The 20,934-nt window shown below is 67.6% G+C and carries 18 protein-coding genes and 1 tRNA gene; 13 read left to right on the forward strand and 6 right to left on the reverse strand.

Going from position 1 to position 20,934, the window contains the following annotated elements; all coding sequences use genetic code 11:
• Positions 1-43: 43 nt before the first annotated feature.
• On the forward strand, positions 44-760 hold the full coding sequence (locus ACP7AZ_RS15600; RefSeq protein WP_426039550.1) for an HAD-IA family hydrolase: 717 nt from the start codon (positions 44-46) through the stop codon (positions 758-760).
• A gap of 150 nt (positions 761-910) precedes the next feature.
• Here the strand turns inward: ACP7AZ_RS15600 and ACP7AZ_RS15605 are convergent, their stop codons facing one another.
• On the reverse strand, positions 911-1,315 hold the full coding sequence (locus tag ACP7AZ_RS15605; RefSeq protein WP_426039551.1) for a winged helix-turn-helix transcriptional regulator: 405 nt from the start codon (positions 1,313-1,315) through the stop codon (positions 911-913).
• Between the two features lie 104 nt (positions 1,316-1,419).
• Between ACP7AZ_RS15605 and ACP7AZ_RS15610 the strand changes: the two genes are divergently transcribed.
• The 3 genes from ACP7AZ_RS15610 (at position 1,420) to ACP7AZ_RS15620 (ending at position 3,891) form a co-directional block, all read left to right on the forward strand.
• Positions 1,420-2,166, forward strand: coding sequence for an SDR family oxidoreductase (locus ACP7AZ_RS15610; protein WP_426039552.1), 747 nt, complete (start codon positions 1,420-1,422; stop codon positions 2,164-2,166).
• Between the two features lie 286 nt (positions 2,167-2,452).
• Complete coding sequence (locus tag ACP7AZ_RS15615; protein ID WP_426039553.1) at positions 2,453-3,742, forward strand: dicarboxylate/amino acid:cation symporter; 1,290 nt, start codon at positions 2,453-2,455, stop codon at positions 3,740-3,742.
• A 74-nt stretch (positions 3,743-3,816) separates the two neighbouring features.
• A tRNA-Val gene (locus ACP7AZ_RS15620) sits at positions 3,817-3,891 on the forward strand.
• Between the two features lie 82 nt (positions 3,892-3,973).
• On the opposite strand, the gene ACP7AZ_RS15625 is transcribed toward ACP7AZ_RS15620, so the two are convergent.
• Positions 3,974-5,614, reverse strand: a complete 1,641-nt coding sequence (locus ACP7AZ_RS15625; protein ID WP_426039554.1) for a M28 family peptidase — start codon at positions 5,612-5,614, stop codon at positions 3,974-3,976.
• 151 nt (positions 5,615-5,765) lie between these two features.
• Between ACP7AZ_RS15625 and ACP7AZ_RS15630 the strand changes: the two genes are divergently transcribed.
• Genes ACP7AZ_RS15630 through ACP7AZ_RS15645 form a run of 4 tightly spaced genes read left to right on the forward strand, consistent with a single transcriptional unit; the run spans position 5,766 to position 8,993 of the window.
• Positions 5,766-6,227 (forward strand): DUF4126 domain-containing protein, encoded by a 462-nt coding sequence (locus tag ACP7AZ_RS15630; protein ID WP_426039555.1) that lies wholly within the window; start codon positions 5,766-5,768, stop codon positions 6,225-6,227.
• A gap of 12 nt (positions 6,228-6,239) precedes the next feature.
• Positions 6,240-7,613 carry an FAD-containing oxidoreductase gene (locus ACP7AZ_RS15635; RefSeq protein WP_426039556.1) on the forward strand — a complete coding sequence of 458 codons (1,374 nt, stop codon included), beginning with the start codon at positions 6,240-6,242 and terminating at the stop codon, positions 7,611-7,613.
• Complete coding sequence (locus ACP7AZ_RS15640; RefSeq protein WP_426039557.1) at positions 7,610-7,762, forward strand: hypothetical protein; 153 nt, start codon at positions 7,610-7,612, stop codon at positions 7,760-7,762. The genes ACP7AZ_RS15635 and ACP7AZ_RS15640 overlap by 4 nt, the downstream gene beginning before the upstream one ends.
• A gap of 58 nt (positions 7,763-7,820) precedes the next feature.
• The gene (locus tag ACP7AZ_RS15645) at positions 7,821-8,993 is read left to right on the forward strand and encodes an aspartyl/asparaginyl beta-hydroxylase domain-containing protein (protein ID WP_426039558.1); all 1,173 of its coding nucleotides are present in this window, start codon (positions 7,821-7,823) and stop codon (positions 8,991-8,993) included.
• 4 nt (positions 8,994-8,997) lie between these two features.
• Here ACP7AZ_RS15645 and ACP7AZ_RS15650 read toward each other — a convergent pair whose 3' ends face one another.
• The 3 genes from ACP7AZ_RS15650 to ACP7AZ_RS15660 are packed head-to-tail and all read right to left on the reverse strand — an operon-like array spanning position 8,998 to position 13,388.
• Positions 8,998-10,542 (reverse strand): class I SAM-dependent methyltransferase, encoded by a 1,545-nt coding sequence (locus tag ACP7AZ_RS15650; RefSeq protein ID WP_426039559.1) that lies wholly within the window; start codon positions 10,540-10,542, stop codon positions 8,998-9,000.
• Between the two features lie 46 nt (positions 10,543-10,588).
• Complete coding sequence (locus ACP7AZ_RS15655; protein WP_426039560.1) at positions 10,589-10,972, reverse strand: hypothetical protein; 384 nt, start codon at positions 10,970-10,972, stop codon at positions 10,589-10,591.
• A 31-nt stretch (positions 10,973-11,003) separates the two neighbouring features.
• Positions 11,004-13,388: a pre-peptidase C-terminal domain-containing protein gene (locus tag ACP7AZ_RS15660; RefSeq protein WP_426039561.1), complete on the reverse strand. Its 2,385-nt coding sequence runs from the start codon at positions 13,386-13,388 to the stop codon at positions 11,004-11,006.
• 233 nt (positions 13,389-13,621) lie between these two features.
• On the opposite strand from ACP7AZ_RS15660, the gene ACP7AZ_RS15665 reads away from it, so the two are divergent.
• Positions 13,622-15,766, forward strand: a complete 2,145-nt coding sequence (locus ACP7AZ_RS15665) for a DEAD/DEAH box helicase (protein WP_426039562.1) — start codon at positions 13,622-13,624, stop codon at positions 15,764-15,766.
• A gap of 110 nt (positions 15,767-15,876) precedes the next feature.
• Positions 15,877-16,965, forward strand: a complete 1,089-nt coding sequence (locus ACP7AZ_RS15670) for an ABC transporter ATP-binding protein (protein WP_426039563.1) — start codon at positions 15,877-15,879, stop codon at positions 16,963-16,965.
• 9 nt (positions 16,966-16,974) lie between these two features.
• Here the strand turns inward: ACP7AZ_RS15670 and cysS are convergent, their stop codons facing one another.
• Positions 16,975-18,384, reverse strand: a complete 1,410-nt coding sequence (cysS, locus tag ACP7AZ_RS15675; protein ID WP_426039564.1) for a cysteine--tRNA ligase — start codon at positions 18,382-18,384, stop codon at positions 16,975-16,977.
• 156 nt (positions 18,385-18,540) lie between these two features.
• On the opposite strand from cysS, the gene folE reads away from it, so the two are divergent.
• The 3 genes from folE (at position 18,541) to ACP7AZ_RS15690 (ending at position 20,904) form a co-directional block, all read left to right on the forward strand.
• The gene (folE, locus tag ACP7AZ_RS15680) at positions 18,541-19,155 is read left to right on the forward strand and encodes a GTP cyclohydrolase I FolE (protein WP_303694410.1); all 615 of its coding nucleotides are present in this window, start codon (positions 18,541-18,543) and stop codon (positions 19,153-19,155) included.
• A gap of 273 nt (positions 19,156-19,428) precedes the next feature.
• A complete protein-coding gene (locus ACP7AZ_RS15685) occupies positions 19,429-19,869 on the forward strand; it encodes a biopolymer transporter ExbD (RefSeq protein ID WP_426039590.1) in 441 nt (146 codons plus the stop codon).
• A gap of 201 nt (positions 19,870-20,070) precedes the next feature.
• On the forward strand, positions 20,071-20,904 hold the full coding sequence (locus tag ACP7AZ_RS15690) for an aldo/keto reductase (protein WP_426039565.1): 834 nt from the start codon (positions 20,071-20,073) through the stop codon (positions 20,902-20,904).
• Positions 20,905-20,934: the final 30 nt, after the last annotated feature.

Genomic DNA, 20,934 nt, shown 5'->3' on the forward strand with positions numbered 1-20,934 from the left:
CGCCGTGGTCTAGCCCATCGGGACGGCCGACGGGAGACGACTGATGATCGAACGTGACCTCGAAGGCTGGACCCTTGCCTTCGACCTGGATGGCACCCTGGTCGAGACGCATGAGGACCTGGTCGGCACGCTGAACCGGATGCTGGCCCTGAAAGGCCTGCCGCCCGCGCCGATGGAGAGCGCAAGGGAACTGATCGGCGGCGGCGCGCGCGCCTTGCTGGTCCACGGTTTCGAGCTGGGGGGAGCGCCCGTCGAGGCGGCGAACGACCCCGTCCTGTTCGACGCCTTCATCGCCGACTACATCGACCACATCGCCGACCACTCCAGGCCGTTCGAGGGCGTGGTCGAGACCCTGGAAGCCCTGGCCGCGCGCGGCGCCACCCTGATCGTCGTGACCAACAAGCGGTCGGACCTTTCGGAACTGCTGCTGGGCAAGATCGACCTGACGAAGCATTTCGCCGCCATCGTCGGCCCTGACCGGGTCAGCCAACGCAAACCCTCGGGCGCCCATGTGATCGAGGCGATCCGGTCCGTCGGCGGCGACCCGGCCCGCGCCGTCATGGTCGGCGACGCAGCGCCCGACATCGACTGTGCGCGCGACGCCGGCATCCCGTCGATCGGCGTGAGCTTCGGCTACACCCCCGTGCCCATTGAGGATCTGGAGCCCGACGTCATCGTCGACGCGTTCGAGGACATCGAGGAAGCCGTCGATATAATCGTGGTGGAGCATTATGTAACGCGGGCCCTGGCGGGCGCCTAACCCGATCTTTAGATCTCACTGTCAAGCTGCTCCTCCCGAAAAGGAGAAGCCTGTGTTCGGAGAAGTTCTCGCCTACCTGCATCGTCACAATCGCGTGGCGCTGACAGGCACGGTCATTGTCACCCTGGTCACAGTCGCTCGGCTGATCGGCTAGCCCGCTTTCGCCGCATCGAACGCGGCTCGCGAGGCCTCGATCCGTTCCAGGTTTGTCTCGGCCCATAGCCACACCCCGCAGAAGGCCTCGGCAAGGCTGAAGCCGAGGTCAGTCAGGCGGTATTCGACCTTGGGCGGGACGACCGGATGGACGGTGCGGATGACGAGGCCGTCGCGTTCCATCCGACGCACGGTCTGGGTCAGCATCTTCTGGCTGACGCCGCCGGAGAGTTCACCGAGACGGGTGAAGCGCAACTCGCCGTGCTCGGCCAGGACATCCAGCACAATCATGGTCCATTTGTCGGCGACGCGGCCGATGACCTCGTTGACCAGGGCCTCGACGCGCGGATCGACCGGCGGATGATCGAAAACGGGAGGGCGGACTGCGGCCGTGCTGGTCATTGGTTTCTCATGGGCGCGTATAGAACTTTCGGGTACCTGCTTCCCGACAGAGAGTGTCGGGTATAGCTGATCCGTCATCGGTTCACACCCCCGAGGAGACACCCATGGATACCGCAAACGACACCGTCCTGATCACCGGCGGCGGCACCGGGATCGGCCGCGCTTTCGCCGAGGCCCTGCATGCAAAGGGCGCAAAGGTCATCATCGCCGGCCGCCGCGCCGAGGTGCTGGAAGGGGTCTGTGCCGCCAATCCGGGGATGGTGTTCGAGACCGTGGACGTGGCCGATGCCCGCTCGATCAAAGCCTTCGCCGCCAGGGTGATCGCCGCCCATCCGGACCTGAATGCGGTGATCTCCAACGCCGGGATCATGAAGGCCGAGGATCTGTCGGACGGCGTATTCGACATGAGCGTCGTGGACGAGACGGTCGCTATCAACCTGCTGGGCACGATCCGGCTGGCAGCGGCGGTCCTGCCGCATCTACTGACGAAGCCGGCGGCCAGTTTCGTGACCGTGTCGTCAGGCCTGGCCTTCGTGCCGCTGGCGGCGACCCCGACCTATTCGGCGACCAAGGCGGCGATTCGCTCGTGGAGCCAGTCGCTGCGGACGCAACTCGCCGGGACTTCGGTCAGGGTGATCGAATGGGCCCCGCCGGCGGTGGCGACCGACCTGATGCCCGGGCATGCGGAGGATCCGCGATCGATGCCGCTGGCCGAGTTCACGGCCGAGAGCCTGGCACTGTTCGAGGCGGGCGAGGCAGAGGTGTTGGTGGGGCGGGTGAAGTTCCTCAGCGAGGCGGACCGGCGCGGGGACTATGCGGCGGTGTATGCGGCGTTGAACGGGGCGCACTGAACCTTCTTCTTTCGTCCTCTTCCGGCAAGCCGCTGCTTAGCGGCGCAGACCGGGGGACGCAGCGGCGACGAAGGCGATCGTTTCAGGCACGATGTCGGAAGCAGCAGTGTCCGCGACAGGTTCGCGCTCTCGCGCGCCGCTGGGTCCCCCGGTCTCCGCTGCGCTTCGCCGCAGGATGACGAAAGAGATTTTCTAACCCTCTTTGCAGAATTCCTGCGTCTCCATCGCGTTGCGGCGCAGGGCTGCCGCCAACATCTTGAGAGGCTCCTCCCCGAAGGCCGCCTGTATGTTCGCCAGATTCTTCGCCATTCCCCTGTGGCAACGCACCGCCGCAGGGTTCGCGCTGGGCATCGTCGCCGGTCTGATCCTGAGGGAACAGGCGACCGTCTGGCTCCAGCCGATCGGCGACATCTACCTGAACCTGATCCGGATGGTCGTGGCGCCCCTGGTGCTGTTCACCATCGCCTCGTCGATCGCCAAGCTGGGCGAAGGCGCCGGGGCGATCCGGCTGGGGGCGCGGACCATAATGTGGTTTGCGATCACCTCCCTGCTGGCCGTTCTGGTCGGGTTCGCCTTCGGGCATCTGATCAATCCGGGCGTGGGGCTGGCCAACCTGCCGCTCGGCGAGGTGCGCGCGCGGGAGATCCCGACGCCGCTTGACGTGCTGATCGGGATCGTCCCGACCAACCCCTTCGCGGCCCTGGCCGAAGGCAGGGTGCTGCAGATCATCTTCTTCTCGGCGCTGGTCGGGGCGGCGCTGGTGGCGCTGGGCGACCGGGCCCAGACGGCGCGACGGTTCGTCGACGAGGGTGCCGCCATCATCTTCCGCATCACCCGCTGGGTCATCCAGCTGACCCCGTTCGGCGTGTTCGGCCTGATCGGCTCGGTCGTCGGCGGCTATGGCTGGGAGGCGCTGCTGCCGCTCGGCAAGTTCATCATCGCCATCTATGCGGCCTGTCTTTTCCACATTCTGATCGTCTATTCGGGCCTGCTGAAGCTGCACGGGCTGAAGGCGACCAGCTTCTTCCGCGGGGCCTTCGCGGCCCAGCAGACGGCGTTCGCGACCTCGTCGTCGATCGGCACCCTGCCCATCACCCTGCGTCAGACGGTCGAGCGGCTCGGCGTGCCCCAGGCCTATGCGGCCTTCGCCGTGCCCCTGGGCGCCAACGTCAAGATGGATGGCTGCGGCGCCATCTATCCGGCCATCGCGGCCATCTTCATCGCCCAGTATTTCCAGATCGAGCTGTCTCTGACCCAGTACGTCCTGATCGGGCTGACGGCGATCCTCGGGTCGCTGGGCACGGCGGGCGTGCCGGGGACCAGCATCGTCATGCTGACCCTGACCCTGTCGACGGCCGGCCTGCCGCTGGAGGGGATCGGCTATATCGTCGCCATCGACCGGATCATCGACATGATGCGCACCGCGACCAACGTCACGGGCCAGATGCTGGTCCCCGTGCTGGTGGCCAAGGAGGAAGGCATCCTCAACGAGGGCATCTATGATGGCCACGTCGCCTGGCTGCCGGGCGACCCGGACGCGGAGACGCCGGAGGGGGTTCGGGCGGCCGGCATCTGAGGCTTGCCTCTGATCGGGGAGCGGGCTATGTCCGCGCCTCCCCGCTTTGGCGCCTTGCCTGCGGGGCCCGAGATGGATGCTTAGCTCAGCGGGAGAGCACCTCGTTCACACCGAGGGGGTCGCAGGTTCAATCCCTGCAGCATCCACCATTCTTCTGGCGGGCAGCCGCGACACCAACTCTGCCCCGGGGTTTCGGTTCGAGGCGAGAGCCCCCTCCTCCACCCGTTTCTCTCATTCCTCTCGTGACGCCGCGCTGGCCTCACGCACGGCCTCGAACTCGTTGCCGGGCGTCCAGGCGGGCCAGTCCGAGCCCTCGGCCAGATCACGGCCGACCCGGTAAAGCAGTTGTACGTCCCGGGCCGCCCCCTCCATGGACCAGTCGGCGGCCCATTCGTCGGTCGGCTGATGATAGCGGTCGCGGACATAGGCGCGGCTGGCGTCCGAGGCACCGGTGAAGCCGGCGGCGGCGAACAGGGCCGGGACGCCCATCTTCGCCAGCGGGAAATGGTCCGAGCGATAGAAGGCGCCGACCTGGGGGGCCGGATCGGGGATCAGGGACCGCCCCTCCTCCGACGCCAGATCGGCGAGCCGGTTCTGGGCGTCGGTCTTGCCGAAGCCGATGACCACGATCTCGGACGACGCCGGGCCGGGCAGCAAACTGTCCATATTGATGTTGACCACCGTGGTCTCCAGCGGAACCAGCGGATGCGCCGCATAGTAGTAGGCGCCCAGCAGCCCGGCCTCCTCCGCCGCCCAGGAGACAAACAGGACCGAGCGGTCGGTGCGCGGCGCCTCGGCATAGAGACGCGCCAGTTCCAGCACCGCCGCCACCCCCGTCGCGTTATCCACGGCGCCGTTATAGATGTCGTCGCCGGCCGCATTGGCGACCGCGCGGCCGTAGGCGTCCCAGTGGGCCCCGTACATGACGGTCTCGTCCGGACGGCTGGTCCCCGGCAGGCGGGCGGCGACGTTGCGGGTCGTCAGGCGGCTGAAGGTCTGGCCGAAATCGAGCGACATCGTCACCCCGTCCAGCGCCACGGGCCGGAAGTCCGACGACTGGGCCGCGGTCTTCAGGGTCGCATAGTCGAGGCCCGCCGCCGTCATCAACCGCGCCGCCTGTGCCTGCTGGATCCAGCCCTGGGCCTGAACCCGCTCGCGCTCCGGATCGGCGCGGACGATGTCCAGGCCGGGGGCGGTGGAGGAGTTCTGCAAAGTGTTCCACGGATAGCCGGCGCCCGCCGTCTCATGGATCACGAAGACCGCCGCCGCGCCGCGTCGGGCCGCCTCTTCGAATTTGTAGACCCAGCGGCCGTACCAGGTCATGCCCTGGCCGTCGAAACGGTCCGCCGTGGGGCTGTCAGGCGCGACCTCGAAGTCCGGGTCGTTGACCAGCATCAGCACGACCTTGCCGCGGACATCGACACCCTTGAAGTCATCCCAGCCTCGCTCCGGCGCATCGACGCCGTAGCCGACGAAGACCACCGGCGCTTCGGTGATGGTGATGTGGTCTTGGGGCCGGTGGCTGTTGGCGATGATGTCGGTCCCGCGCTGGAACGTGATCGTCTCGCCGCCGGCCCTGGCCGTGATCACCGCCGGTCCGTCATGGACGAAGCGGTTGATCGGCACGGTCTGGAACCAGGTCCCGTCGTCGCCGGCGGGTTCGAGGCCCAGGGCCCGGAACTGTCCCGCGATCCAGGTGACCGACTTCTCCTCGCCCGGCGTGGTCGGGGCGCGCCCTTCGAATTCATCCCCGGCGAGCACGGCGACGGCCGCGTTCAGCCGCTCCGGATCGACCCGGCCTTCCTGGGCGACGGCGGCCGAGGCGGAAACGACACAGGCGGCGAGGACTGCGAGGCGGAGGCGTGCGGACATGGGGCGCTCATTCAACAACTGGACCTTGACCCTGATCCTCCGGGTCGCCGCTGTCGAGCGATACGGCGACCGAACAACATTCAGCATGAGCCTCGCGCCGGCGCGCCGATGAGGGCAAGGTCCAGACCCAAGCTCGATCGGGAAGGCGACCATGACGCTGTATCTTCTTGCTTTCGCCATCGGCGTCGTCGCCGGTCTACGCGCCATGACGGCGCCCGCCGCCATCGCCTGGGCCGCCTGGCTGGGCATCGTGCCGCTGGTCGGGACCCCACTGGCTTTCCTTGGTCATATCGCGGCGCCGATCATCCTGACTCTCGCGGCGATCGCGGAGTTGATCACCGACCAGTTGCCGAAGACGCCGAGCCGCAAGCTCCCGATCCAGTTCATCACCCGCATCCTGATGGGCGGCCTGGGCGGGGCCGCCATCGGCATCGCGGGGGGATCGCTGGTCGGGGGTCTGGTCGCGGGCGTCGTCGGCGCCGTGATCGGGACCTATGGCGGGGCCGAGGCCCGGGCTCGGCTGGCCACGGCGTTCGACCGCGATCTGCCCGCCGCCCTGATCGAGGACGTCGTCGCGGTCAGCGGGGCTGTGCTGATCATCGCTCTGATCTGATACAGGGTCCTGATGAAAACCTATGACGCCATCATTGTCGGGGCGGGTCAGGCCGGGCCGCCATTGGCTGAACGGCTGGTCGCGGCAGGCCAGACCGTCTGTCTGGTCGAGCGCGGGCGGTTCGGCGGCACCTGCGTCAACACCGGCTGCATGCCGACCAAGACCCTGGTCGCCAGCGCCCACGCCGCCCACATCGCCCGCCGCGCCGGAGATTTCGGCGTCATCGCCGGCCCGGTCTCGATCGACTTCGCCAGGGTGATGGCGCGGAAGGACAAGGTCGTCGATACGGCCAGCAGCGGCGTCCGCGGCTGGCTGGACGGGATGAAGGGATGCACCGTCCTGGAAGGCCACGCCCGCTTCCTGTCGCCGACGGAGATGCAGGTCGGCGCGTCGCGGATCTCCGCCCCCAGGATCTTCCTCAACCTCGGCGGACGGGCGGTCATTCCCGACATGCCGGGCGTGCACGACGTGCCGGTCCTGACCAACACGACGATCCTGCAACTGACCGCGCTGCCGGAGCATCTGGTCGTCGTCGGCGGCAGCTATATCGGGCTGGAGTTCGCCCAGATGTTCCGGCGCTTCGGCTCCGAGGTGACCGTTGTCGAGAAGGGCGACCGGATCATCCAGCGTGAGGATACGGACATCTCTGAGGCCATCCAGGCGGCGCTGGAGGCCGAGGGCGTCCGCTTCCGGCTGAAGGCTGACTGCATCACCTTCGCCATGCGCGGCGACCAAATCGCCGTCGGCGTCGACTGCACCGACAACGAGCCGAAGGTGCTGGGAACCCACGTCCTGCTGGCCGTCGGTCGGCGTCCCAACACCGACGATCTGGACCTCGACAAGGCCGGGATCGCTGTCGATGCCCGGGGCGCCATCACCGTCGATGACCAGCTGCGAACGACCGTTGGCGGCATCTGGGCTCTGGGCGACTGCAACGGGCGCGGAGCCTTCACCCACACCGCCTACAACGATTTCGAGATCGTGGCCGACAACCTTCTGGCCGGCGCGGACCGGAAGGTGACCGACCGGATCGACACCTACGCCCTCTATGTCGATCCGCCTCTGGGTCGGGTCGGGCTGACAGAGGCTCAGGCGCTGGCCGCCGGTCACCGTATCGAGGTCGGGGTCCGTCCCATGACCCGGGTCGGCCGCGCCGTCGAGAAGGACGAGACCCGGGGGCTGATGAAGATCGTCATCGATGCGGACACCCAGGCCATCCTGGGCGGCGCCATCCTCGGCCCCGGCGGTGACGAGGCGATCCATGCCGTCGTCAACGCCATGGCATCAGGGGCCAGAGCGTCCACCCTGCAGCACACGGTGCATATTCACCCGACCGTGTCGGAACTGATCCCCACGATCGTCGGCGAAAGGAAACCCGTGTCATGAGCGACCGCGGCGGATACCTGACGACGGTCAACACCGTGACGCCGGGCACCGGGGGCTGCGAGGACTGCCCGAAGACCGGATCGTTGGGGCGCATCTCTGTGCACGACGCCTCGTCAACCTGTCCGACCGGACGCCGCAGCCGGGTCTGATCCCGCGCTACGGCTGACGGTGATTGAGGCGAAGGCGGACGCGCGCTAGGAACGCGCCATGCAGTGGCTTCCCTCCGACCGTCCCATTCTCGAAGCCGCGATGGCGGCGTTCCGCGCCGGCGACTGGCGCTCCGCCAGGGCGCGGCTGGAAGAGGCCACGGCCACGGGTCGGGCAGACGCCGGCGCCCATGCCCTGCTCGCCACCGCCCTCTGGAATCTGGACGAGACGGATGCGGCGCTGGACGCGGCGAACCGCGCTTTACAGCTTGATCCGCGCCAGCTGCGAGCCCTGCTGGTCAAGGCCGAGGCTCTGGCGGCCAAGGGCGAGCGCAGAGAGGCCAATGCGCATTTCGGGCTAGTCGAGGCGGCGGCCGCCGGCCATCCCTCCCTGGCTCCGGACCTCATCGCTGGCGTGGCCCGAACGAGGGCGCGACGGGAACAGTTGAAGACCGATCTGGAGGGCTTCGTGCGCTCCGAACTGGCCGAGGCCGGCTATCGCGAGGGCAGGGCGCCGGAGCGGTTCACCCACGCCCTGGAGGTCCTGACCGGCCGCCGCAAGCTGTACGTCCAGCAACCACGCTTTCTCTATTACCCGGGTCTCCCGGACGTGGAGTTCTATCCACGCGAGGCGACGCCCTGGATGGACGCGGTCGAGGACGCCACGGATGCCGTCGCCGCGGAAGTCATGAACGTCATCGACGAGGACAAGGCCTTTGAGCCCTACGTCCAGTCCAAGGATGACATGATAATTCGTGCGCCGTCGAAACTGACCGACAACATGGACTGGAGTTCCTACTACCTGTGGAAGGATGGCCGGGAGACGGAGAACGTGGCCCGCTTCCGCAACACGATGGCGGTGATGAACGCAGCCCCGCTGTGCCACGTGAACGGCCGCTCGCCGCTGATCAACTTTTCGCAGCTGAAACCCGGCGCGCACATCACGCCTCACACCGGCGTGGTGAATACCCGGCTGCTGTGCCACCTGCCGCTGGTCGTGCCGCCGAACTGTGTGTTCCGCGTCGGCAACCAGACCCGCACCTGGGAAAAAGGCAAGGCCTGGATGTTCAACGACTCGATCGAACACGAGGCCTGGAACCGCAGCGATAGCACGCGGATCGTCTTGATCTTCGACGTCTGGCGCCCCGAGCTGGACGAGGAAGAACGGCGGCTCATCTCGACCCTGCTTCAGTCGATGGACGCCTATGCGCCGCCGACGGGGTCGTGGGACTGATCGGCTACAGGATCGCCAGGGCCCGATAGAGGGGCACGGTCTGGTCGAGGAAGCGGCGCGCCATGTGGCCGATCGCCGCCAGATTATCCTCGGGGGTAACCGCCTCGTGGCCATTGCGCACGGCGCGTTCGTTGGTGGTCTCGAACACCTGCCAGACCGAGTGGGCGATCTCGCCTGTCGTGCGGGCCCCGGCGAGCCAGGCGCTCAGGAACAGCTGGGCCGACCGGGGCGTCAGGATGCCGCCGCCGGTCACGGGCGAGGCCATATGTTTCAGGTGCGGTCCGGTCACCGCGCGGTCAAGGACGAGGCGATTGCAGGCGTCGCATCGCGCGCGGATTTCAGGCGTGAAGGCCTGCGCCGGCCTGAGCACGCCCATGCCCACAAGGTTGATCAGGGCGGCAATGACGTCGCTGCGCCGGAGGGTGGAGACGCCGGACGCGGCCATCAACTCGGTCGTCGTCTTCGGGCGGAAGTCGTCGTTCGCCAAGGCGACGGCCAGGGGGCCGTAGGTCGTTTCAGACAGAACGACCTCGCCCTGGGCGCCGGTCAGCTGGAAGTCGATCTCGTCGAGGCCGCAGATGAGAACGAAGGCCTGGGCGTCGAGGCGCGCCGCCTTTTCGGAGGGCGACAGCGTGCGTGTCGCTTTCGCGAAGACATCGGGGCGGAACTGCTGGTTGACCAGGAAGTCGCGGACGGACTCGCGCAGGACTGTATCCTTCTGCCGGTCCAGCAGGGCGAGGCTGGCGGGCGGGAGATGGATGGCGTTGACCCGGTCCAGCAGGCGCGCGGAGGTGACGAAGCCGAGGTCCGCCTCCGCCAGGGCCTGGGCCACCTCCGAGAAATACGGGACGTGCCAGTCGGCGTTGAGATATTCGTGGCCGATGTACTGCGCGCCGACCTTGCGCAGGGACGCGGCATGGCTGGCGGCGGGGCGGTTGTCGGCGAAGAAGCGGCCGTCGGCGGCCGCGACATCCTCCATGAACTCCAGCGCCGCTTCGATCCGGCCTTCGGCGTCGCCGCCCGGTCGCGCGGCATGGCCCAGTTTCAGCAGGTGGCGCACCGGCGACCGCGACGCCCAGCCCGGCTGGCAGTTGTAGCTCAAGTAGACGACGCCTCGGGGCTTCAGCCGGTCCCGGATCAGGTCGACAATGACCCGCCGGCTGGTATCCGAAACCCAGCTCCAGACTCCGTGCAGGGTTATGATGTCGAACAGCGGCAGGTCGTCCCGGGCCGCGAACGCCTCGAAGCTCCGGGCGTCCAGATGCAGGGCGCCGTTGAACGAGGCCGCCAGCTCCCGTGCAGTCGCGACATGGGCCGGATTGATATCGACGCCCCAATAGTCGCCGAGGTTGGCGGCGGCGTGAACCGCCAGCGACACCCCCTGCCCCATGCCCAGTTCCAGGTAGGTCGGCGCCTCTGGAACGGCGACATCGACCCCCGCAATCAGGCCACAGAACCGCAGATGGGCCGGCACCAGCTCGTGGTAGTAGCCGGCAGTGTATTCCAGCTCCGCGTAGTGGCCCTGGTTGTCACCTGGTGTCGCGCTCATGCGCCCCTCATGCACCAGACGAGCCCCGCGAGGCGAGGTCCATCTATCAGGAGGAGGCGGGCTTGTTCGCCAGGCACCAGGCCGAGGTGACCTCGATCTTGCCGGGTGAGGCGTCGTCCTCGACAGCGAAGGAGCTGGCGAAATACTGGGTCACCTCGTCCTGGGTCATAGACATCAGCGCCAGGCCTTCCCAGTCGTTCATCGCGGCGCGGACGGCGGTGACGTCGCCGGGGGGCGTCTGGGCCTCCAGCGCCCCCTGCTTCAGAGCCAGATAGGCCATGCAGGCGACCGCCTGATCGGCGCCGGTCGCGCCGCTGACCACCTCAGCGACCGGGGTTGCGGGCACGGCCGGGGCCTCGGGCTCCTCCTGCTGGCAGGCGCCGAGGGCGAGAACGGCGGCGGCCACGGCGGCGGCGCGAAGGATGGTCATCGGCTTTACTCCTGCTGAAATCGGGACAGGCTCAGTGCGAACCAGAGTTATAGCCGCTGGAGGCCAGGCGCAGGACGACGTCGTCCACCTGCACCCCGCCCCGGTCGATGACCAGATTCTGGTAGTTGCGCTGGCCTTCCATGGTCTCGGCCTCGACGTTATCGACCTCGGCGACGAACTGGCGGCGCAGATAGGTGGCCAGTTCGCCCGCCGTCACGGCGCCATCGCCGTCTCCGTCGCCCGCCCCGGCCAGACCGGCGCGCAGGAAGTGGGACAGATAGCCGCCGGCCTCGAACTTGTCGGCCACCGCGCTGGTCAGGTCCTCCTCGGACGAGAACAGGCCCATGACGCCCGGGCGGTCGACCACGTTGCGGGCGAAGCCGCCGGAGAAGCAGCTGTCGAGCACCAGCAGCGACAGGCGGGTGTTCAGCCCGTCGAACAGCTGGGCCATCTCCTGGTCGGTGATCTCGCCGTCGCGCAGGACGATGGACTCGGTGCGGCCGTCCGGCTCCACCGAGCTGGCCTGGGTGTCTTCCTGGCTGCCGTGGCCGGAGAAGAAGAACAGGAACATGTCGTCGGGTCCGGCCTGACGCGAGACCTGCTGGAAGGCGCGACGCACGCCGCCGACGGTGGCCTCAGCATTGGTCAGCACGACGCTGGAGGGGTTCAACACCCCGCCCCGCTGCAGCGTCTCGGCCAGCTTCTCGGCGTCTTCATCCGTGTACGGAAGATCGTTGGCGACGTCGCCGTAGTCAGAGATGCCGACCATGATGGCGAAGACGCGCGGGCCGCCCTGGACCGAAGCCTGGCGCGGCGATCCCTGGCTCGGGACGACCGCGAACCGGTACGATCCGGTCTCGCCGGCGGCGTAGGAGGTGACCGTCACCTGATACTCGCCGTCTTCCTGGATGACTGTGTCCAGACGGCTGTTGGTGCCATCCTCGCCGTCATCGTTGTCCAGCTGTTCGCCCGAGGGCGTGGTCAGGATGATGTAGGCGTCAAATGCCGAAGAGGTGAGTTCCGCCGCTATCCGCTGGCCGCGTCGGCCAGTGAACGTGAATGTGTCGACGTATTCGCCGCTGTCCAGCTGCTCGTCGCCCGATTGAAGCGCGCCCCCGACAGTGTCGCCGATCGAGATCGAACCGCCCTCCACGTCCTGACGCTGGCCGCGATCCTCGACGTAGGAGTCCTGACGCGGACGCCCTTGCAACGCACGGCCGTCGGCCGGAAGGGCCGCCAGACGATACGAACCCTGTTCGCCGGCTTCGTAGCTGGTCGCCGTGATCTGGTAGTCACCATCCTGCGGCAGGGTCACGAACAGGCGGCTGTCGCGGCTGCCGTCGGCGTCCGGATCGTCGTCGTTGAACTCCGACAGGCCCGGTCCCTCGATGGCGATGTACGGGTCGAACACCGGGGACGACAGGCGCAGGTCCAGCTGCTGACCACGGCGGCCGCGCAGGGTGTAGGTGTTGATGTATTCGCCGCTGTTCAGCTGGCGATCGCCCTGCCCGAGGGTCCCGTTGATCGTCTGGCCCAGCTGGATCACGCCGTCCGCCTGACGCGACGGCGGTTGGTAGGTCGGCTGGGGCTGACGGCCGCCCCCGGCATAGGGCGCGCGTCCGCCCTGTTCGGCCAGGATCTGGTAGCGACCCGTCTCATTGGCGCCGAAGCTGGTCGCCGAAATCTCCACCGTACCATCGGCGACGGCGGTGAAGGTCAGGCGGCTGTTGCGGCCGCCGCGCTGGCCCGGATCGTCGTCATTGTCCTCGCTGAGGCCCCCTGGTCCGCGCACCATCAGATAGGCGTCGAAATCGCCGGCATCGAGACTGACCGTGTAGGTCTCCCCGCGCCGGACCTGCAGTTCCCAGTCGTCTGCGAACTCACCGGCTTCCAGCCTGCGGTCACCCTGGGCCAGGGCGCCAGATGCGCCACGGCCAGGTTGCAGCATGCCGCCGCCCGCGTTCTGGGGGCCTCGACCGCCGCCAGCCGCCTGGGCGAGCGCACCCGCGCCAGCTCCGCTCATTGACAGGGTATAGCGGCCGCTTTCGCCCGGCTCATAGCTCGTGGCCGTGATGCGATAGGTCCCGTCGGCGGGCAGGCGCACGTCGAGGCCCGCATTGGTGCCGTCGTCGCCCGAGTCGTCGTTGTCTTCCTCGAAGTCACCCGGGCCTCGGACCAGCAGATAGGCGTCGAAATCATCGGAGCGCATGACCACCGACAGCGGCTGACCCGCCCGGCCCTGAACCTCGTAGACATCGACGAACTCGCCGGTGTCCAGCTGGTCGTCGCCGCGTGACAGGTCGCCCTGGACCGATCCGCCCGGCTGAAGCCGTTGCTGGGCGATCGCCGGCCCCGTCAGCAGCGGTGCGGCCGCCAGCGACAGTGAAAGCGCCGTAGAAAACAGGACGTTGCGCATGACGATTCTAACCCCCGAAAGACCGGCGGACATTGGCCCCTGTCGACCCCGGTGTCACTGGCTCGCGGAACGAGGGTCAGATTCCGACACGATCTCGCCGCATCACCCTCATTCGGCCTTGATCGGGGACCAAAGGCCCTGCCCCGCGAAATCTCGCCCCTGCTTGATTTCTCGCTCTCTATGAACGCCCCGCGCCGCTCGCCAATTCGGGCCCGGCGCCCTACGGAACTGCCATGCCCTTCCCTGCCAGCCATCCCGCGCTAGACCGCGCCCTGTCCGAACGCGGCTATGCCGAGCCGACCCCGGTGCAATCCGCCGTGCTGGAGGCGTCCCAGGCCGAGGACGGGACCGGACGCGATCTGCTGGTCTCGGCCCAGACCGGCTCGGGCAAGACCGTGGCCTTCGGCCTGGCCCTGGCCCCGACCCTGCTCGGCGACGCCGAGAAGTTCACCGACTTCGGCAATCCGCTGGCCCTCGTCATCGCCCCGACCCGCGAACTGGCCCAGCAGGTCTCCAACGAGCTGCAGTGGCTGTACGCCCAGACCGGGGCGCGCATCGTCTCCTGCGTCGGCGGCATGGACCCCAAGGTCGAGCGGCGGGCGCTGGAGCGCGGCGCTCATATCGTCGTCGGCACGCCCGGCCGTTTGCGCGACCACCTGGAACGCGGCGCCCTCGACCTGTCGGAAGCCCGCGCCGTCGTGCTCGATGAAGCCGACGAGATGCTGGACATGGGCTTCCAGGAAGACCTGACCTTCATTCTCGACGCCGCCCCGCCCGAGCGTCGTACACTGCTGTTCTCGGCGACCCTGGCCCGCGACATCGTCCAGCTGGCCAAGACCTATCAGCGCGACGCCGTGCGCATCGACACGGTCGCCGGCAACAAGTCGCACGCCGACATCGAATACAAGGCCATCCGCGTCGCCCCGAATGAGATCGAACTCGGCGTCGTCAATGTGCTGCGCTATTTCGAGGCTCCGGGCGCCCTGGTGTTCGCCAACACGCGCGAGCGGGTGAAGCATCTGACCTCGTCGCTGCGCGAACGCGGCTTCTCCGTCGTCGGCCTGTCGGGCGAACTGACCCAGAGCCAGCGCTCCGAAGCCCTGCAGGCCTTGCGTGACGGCCACGCCCGCGTCTGCGTCGCCACCGACGTCGCCGCGCGCGGTCTGGACCTGCCCGACCTGGGCCTGGTCATCCACGCCGAGATCCCGGTCAACAAGGCCGGCCTGCTGCACCGTTCGGGCCGGACAGGCCGCGCGGGCAAGAAGGGCGTTTCCGTCCTGCTGGTCTCCTATACGCGCCGTCGCAAGGTTGAGCTGATGCTGCAGTCGGCCTCGATCGTCGCCGAATGGTCGGGGCCTCCGAGCGCCGAGATGATCATGGAGAAGGATCGCGAGCGACTGCTGGCCGATCCCGCCCTGACCGCGCCGGTCGAGGACGAGGAGGCCCTGGAGCTGGGCCGTCTGCTGCTCGAGCGCACCACGCCCGAACAGGTCGCCGCCTCCCTGATCCGCCTCTATCGCCAGAAGCTGCCGGCCCCGGAAGAGGTCTATGACGACGAGCGCATGAAGCGCGCCCAGGTCAGCGGCGTGAATGATCGCGGCCAGGCCGACGGCCCCTTGCGCGACTTCGCCCGCGGCGGCGACATGGTCTGGTTCCGCATCAACATCGGTCGCGACAAGAACGCCGATCCGAAATGGCTGTTGCCGACCCTGTGCCGCCTCGGCCACGTGACCAAGGGCGACATCGGCTCGATCAAGATCTTCGACCGCGAGACCAAGTTCGAGATCACGACGGCGGCCGAGGCCAAGTTCCGCGCCGCCATCGCGGCCGGGACCGAGGACGGCGTGACCGTCAACGACGCCGTGGCCCCGGGGCCGAAGGAGCGTCCCGCCAGCCGCTGGGACAAGAAGCCCGCCGGCGATGGTGGTGATCGTCCGGAGCGGAAGCCGTGGGCCAACAAGACCGAGGGCGGCGATCGCGCGCCGCGTGCGGACAAGCCGGCGTGGAAACCCCGTGAGGATGGCGACAAGCCCGCCTGGAAGCCGCGCGAGGACAAGCCGGCCGGCGAGAAGAAGCCCTGGGTCAAGCGCGAGACGGTTCCGGCCGCCGCCGCCGACGGTGAACGGCCTAAATGGGTCAAGCGCACATCGGATGCACCGACGCCCGAGGGCAAGAAGCCGTGGGTGAAGAAGCCCCAAGCCGACCGTCCGAAGACCGCGTGGGCGCCCGCTTCCGACGCCGCTCCGGCCGCGCCCGGGGACAAGCCCTGGAAGGGCAAGCCCAAGGGCGGCGACCGTCCCTGGGCCGCCAAGGACGCGCACGGCAAGCCGGCCGGCGAGAAGAAGCCCTTCAAGGGCAAGAAGAAGCCGAACGGCTGATCTGTTGCCTTCTCCCGCAAGGGGAGAAGGATCGTGACCGAAACTCCTTCTCCGCCCCCGCGTAACCGCTTACAGTCCCGGCAAGTGACGACCCCGGGACAGGAGACACGATGGCCGACGTCGCACTCAGCGGCATTCGCAAGAGCTTCGGCGCGACGGAGGTTCTGAAGGGTGTCGACCTGACCATCGCCGACGGCGAGTTCGTGGTCTTCGTGGGTCCGTCCGGCTGTGGCAAGTCGACCCTGCTGCGCGTCATCGCCGGTCTGGAAGAGGCCGACGCGGGCGAGGTCTCGATCAGCGGGCGGGGGGTCAACGCCCTGTCGCCGTCCGACCGGGGCATCGCCATGGTGTTCCAGTCCTACGCCCTTTATCCGCACATGAGCGTGCGCGAGAACATGGCCTTCGGGCTCAGCCTGGCGAAGACAGACAAGGCCGAGATCGAGCGCCGGGTCATGGCCGCGGCCGAAACCCTGAACATCGTCGATCTGCTCGATCGCAAGCCCAAGGCCCTGTCCGGCGGCCAGCGTCAGCGCGTCGCCATCGGCCGCGCAATCGTGCGCGAGCCCCAGGTCTTCCTGTTCGACGAGCCGCTGTCGAACCTCGACGCCGCGTTGCGCGTGCGCATGCGCTACGAGTTCGCCTCGCTGCACGAGCGGCTGAAGACGACCATGATCTACGTCACCCACGACCAGGTCGAGGCCATGACCCTGGCCGACCGGATCGTGGTCCTGAACGGCGGGGTGATCGAACAGGTCGGGGCGCCGATGGCGCTCTACGAACACCCCCGCACCCGCTTTGTCGCCGAGTTCATCGGCAGCCCGAAGATGAACCTGATCCCGGCCGAGGTGGTCGAAGCGTCGGCGGCAGGCGCGACCGTGCGGACAGCGGCGGGCGAGACGGTGCACGTCGCCGTTGACGCGGGGCCGGCCAGCACGGGTCAGTCGGTCATGCTGGGCGTGCGACCCGAGCATCTGACGCTGTCAGGCCCCGGCGATGCGATCCGGGGGAAGGCCGCCTTCGTGGAGACCCTGGGCAATGCGACCTATGCCTATGTCTCGCAAGCAGGAGCGAGCGAGACCCTGACGGTGCAACTGTCCGGCGACATACGTCCCAAGGTCGGCGAGGCCCTGACCCTGCATATCGACCCCGCGCGCGCGCACCTGTTCGACGCGACGGGAGCAGCGTTCAGGCGGCTCTGAGAGCGGCGCCTACTCCTTCAGCCGCCAGGTCGCACCGGTCGGACCGTCCATCACCACGACGTTCAGCGCCGTCAGCCGGTCGCGGATGCGGTCCGCCTCGGGCCAGTTCTTTTCGGCGCGCGCGGTGACCCGTTCGGCCAGAAGCCCCTCGACCTCGGCCTTCAGCGACTCGTCGGCGCCGCCTTCGAACCACTGGTCCGGGCTGGACAGGAGCACGCCCATGATCCGGCCGCAGGCGGCCAGTTCGGCCTTGGCGATTCCCACTGCGTGGTGATCTCCGGCCGTCATCGCCCGCTCGATCTCGCTGGACAGGGCGAACATCGTCGCCATGGCCCCCGGCGTGTTGAGGTCGTCGGAGATGGCCTCGAGGAACTCCGGCGACGGCATGTCGCCCAGCGGCGCGATCGCCTCGGCGCGACGCAGGGCCCCGTACAGCCGGTCCAGGTTCTTGCGCGACTGATCCAGCAGCGACTGGTTCCAGTCCAGCGGCTGACGATAGTGGGCCGACAGAAGCGCCCAGCGCACCACCTCGCCCGGGATCGCCTGCACCAGGTCGTGCAGCAACAGGACGTTGCCGACCGATTTGGACATCTTCTCCGCATCGACGGTCAGGAAGCCGTTGTGCATCCAGTAGCGGCTATACTCCTCGTGCGAGGCCTCGCCGTGCGCATGGCCGTGGGCGCACACGCCCTGGGCGATCTCGTTCTCATGGTGGGGGAAGACCAGGTCGATGCCGCCGCCGTGGATGTCGATCGGCAGGCCCAGGGTCTTCTCGATCATGGCCGAACATTCGATGTGCCAGCCTGGACGGCCCTCACCCCACGGGCTCGGCCACGAGGGCTCGTCGGCCTTGGCCGGCTTCCACAGCACGAAGTCGTGCGGGTTCTTCTTGTAGGGCGCGACCTCGACCCGGGCGCCGGCGATCATGTCGTCCAGGTTCCGCCCCGACAGCGCGCCGTAGGCCGGATAGGAGGACACGTCGAACAGCACATGGCCCTCGGCGACATAGCCGCAGCCTGCGTCCACGATCTCGCCGATCTGTTTGATGATCGCGTCCATGTGGTCGGTAACGTGGGGCGCGATGTCCGGCGCCGACACGTTGAGCAGGGCCATATCGGCCAAATAGGCGGCCTCGTAGCGGGCCGTGACCTCGCCGATCGGCACGCCCTCTTTGGCGGCCTTCTGGTTGATCTTGTCGTCCACGTCGGTGACGTTGCGAGCGTAGATCACGCTCTCGCCCCCGTATTCACGCCTCAGCAGCCGGACGAGGACGTCGAACACCACGGGCGGGCGGGCGTTGCCGATGTGGGCGTAGTCGTAAACCGTCGGGCCGCAGACGTAGAGCGTCACCCGTTCCGGGTCCCGGGGGACGAAGGCACGCTTCTCGCGGCGCAGGGTGTCGTGCAGGTACAGTGTCATTTGATCGCGGTGCAGTCGGTTTTCTTGCGGGACGGGCCCTGCGTCCCATATAGCCGTGTCGACGCGGCGAATAGCCGACGTCATCGAAAAGGGAGAGCGACGCGCGTCAAACCGGAACCTTCGTTCCGGCGCTACTGGTCGCTTAGAAAACACTTCATGGACGCCAACGCCTCCAGACCGACCCTCGTCGGCAACGATCATCTGTCCCGCCCGACCCGCGAGGAGGCCCTGGCCGCCGTGCGCACCCTGATCGCATGGTCGGGTGACAATCCGGATCGGGAAGGCCTGCTGGACACGCCCAAAAGGGTCGTCGACGCCTATGGCGAATGGTTCGAGGGCTATGCGGCCGATCCGGCCAAGGAACTGAGCCGCACGTTCGAGGACGTGCAGGGCTATGACGACATGGTGCTGCTGCGCGAGATCGAGGTCGAGAGCCACTGCGAGCACCACATGGCCCCCTTCCTGGGCAAGGCCTATGTCGCCTATCTGCCGACCGAAAAGGTCGTGGGCATCTCAAAGATCGCCCGCGTGGTAGAAATCTTCTCCAAGCGTCTGCAGACGCAGGAGACCCTGACCCAGGAGATCGCCAAGGCGCTTGAGGACAACCTCAATCCCGCTGGCGTCGCCGTCCTGATCGACGCCGAGCACCAGTGCATGACGACCCGCGGCGTGCATCACCGCCATGTCTCGACCATCACCACCCGCTTCACCGGGGCCTTCAAGTCGGACCCGGCCTTGATCGAACGCTTCCTGAAGCTGGCCAAGGGTTAGAACGCCCCCCCTCGGGGAGGGGACCGCGAAGGGGTGGAGGGGGCCGGCCGCAAACACCGAATTCGCGGTGAGCTCCCCCGTCTCTTCACTGGCCTTCGATCCACATCCCCCGATGGGGGAAGATTGTTGCGCGCGACACGCGAAAACCGCCTCCAGGGAACCGACTTCCTTCCGAGACCGCTTTACAAGCCTCGCGGCAGACGCCAAGAAACCGTCCGAACCGTAACGCGTCGCTCGCGCCCCGCTGGCCGAGCCTCCATGGAGAAACAACGCATGGGCTCCAAGCTCGCAGGTCCCGCCGGACAAGGTGGCAAGACCATCGCCCAGAACGCGGACATCAACGTCACGCCGTTCGTCGACATCATGCTGGTGCTGCTGATCATCTTCATGGTCGCCGCACCTCTCGCCACCGTCTCCATCCGCCTCGACCTGCCGCCGGCGACGCCGCCGACCGGCGAAGAGCCCAAGGAACCGGTCTACATCACGATCCAGGACACGGGCTCGATCTTCATCGCCGAGCAGCAGACCACGATCGATACCCTGGCGGTGGACGTCTGCGCCGCCCTGGGCGGCGGCTCGCCTGCCTGCCAGGAGGAGCGCGTGTTCGTCCGCGCCGAGCCGGAAGTCCGCTACAACGCCTTCATGGAAGTCATGAATGACCTGCAGAAGAACGGCTTCTACAAGGTCGGCCTGCTGAACGAAGACATCGAATAGGCCTCACGCCTTTTCAAAACGATCAGGGCCGCGTCTCGCAAGGGACGCGGCCTTTTTCATCTGCGCCACCCGCGGCTGGGCTCGGAGCCATGACACCCGAAGACCGTGTCGAAGACCGACTTTCACATCGCCTGAAGGGTGGCGTCCCGATCGATACCCCCCATATCCGGCCTCCCCGATACCTGGCCGGAGCCTTCCCCGATGTCCGAACAACTCTCCCTGACCATCGACGGCCTGAGCCTTCCCCAGCTCGGCTTCGGCACCTGGCAACTCGAGCCCGCCGACGCCCGCCGCATGGTGGCGGAAGCCCTGCGCATCGGTTACCGCCACATCGACACGGCCTGGATCTACAAGAACGAGGCGGCAGTCGGCGACGGCATCCGCGATTCGGGGGTCGCGCGCGAAGATATCTGGCTGACCACCAAGATCTGGGTCGCCCACTTCGAGCACGACGCCCTGCTTCGTCAGGCCGAGGAATCGGCGGCGAGCCTCGGCTTCACCCCCGACCTTCTGCTGCTGCACTGGCCCAAGACCACCCCGACCTTCACCGAGACCCTCGGCGCGCTGAACGCAGCGAAGGACGCTGGTCTGACCCGGTCGATCGGCCTGTCGAACTTCCCCTCTGGCCAGTTCCGCGAGGCGCAGCGCCTGTCGCCCGCCCGGCTGATCACCAACCAGGTCGAATACCATCCCTATCTGTCGCTGAAGACCCTGCGAGCCACCGCTGAGGACCTCGGCTCCTCGATCACCGCCTGGTCACCGCTCGCCCAAGGCAAGATTGCGGACGATGCCGTGATCGGCGAGATCGCTCGCGCCCACGGCAAGTCCAACGGCCAGGTCACCTTGCGCTGGCTGGTGCAGCAGGGCGTCATCGCCATCCCGCGCACGCAGAAGCCCGAACGCGCCGCCGAGAATTTCGACATTTGGGATTTCGAGCTCGCCGACGAGGAGATGGCCCGCATCCACGCCCTCGCCCGCCCCGACGGCCGCCTCGGCGACTGGCTCGACAAGGACTTCAAATGGGACAAGGATTGACCCCGGACGCGCCAGCATAGGCGCGCGTGG

It is taken from the genome of Brevundimonas sp. DC300-4, from assembly GCF_049897365.1.
Lineage (GTDB): Bacteria > Pseudomonadota > Alphaproteobacteria > Caulobacterales > Caulobacteraceae > Brevundimonas.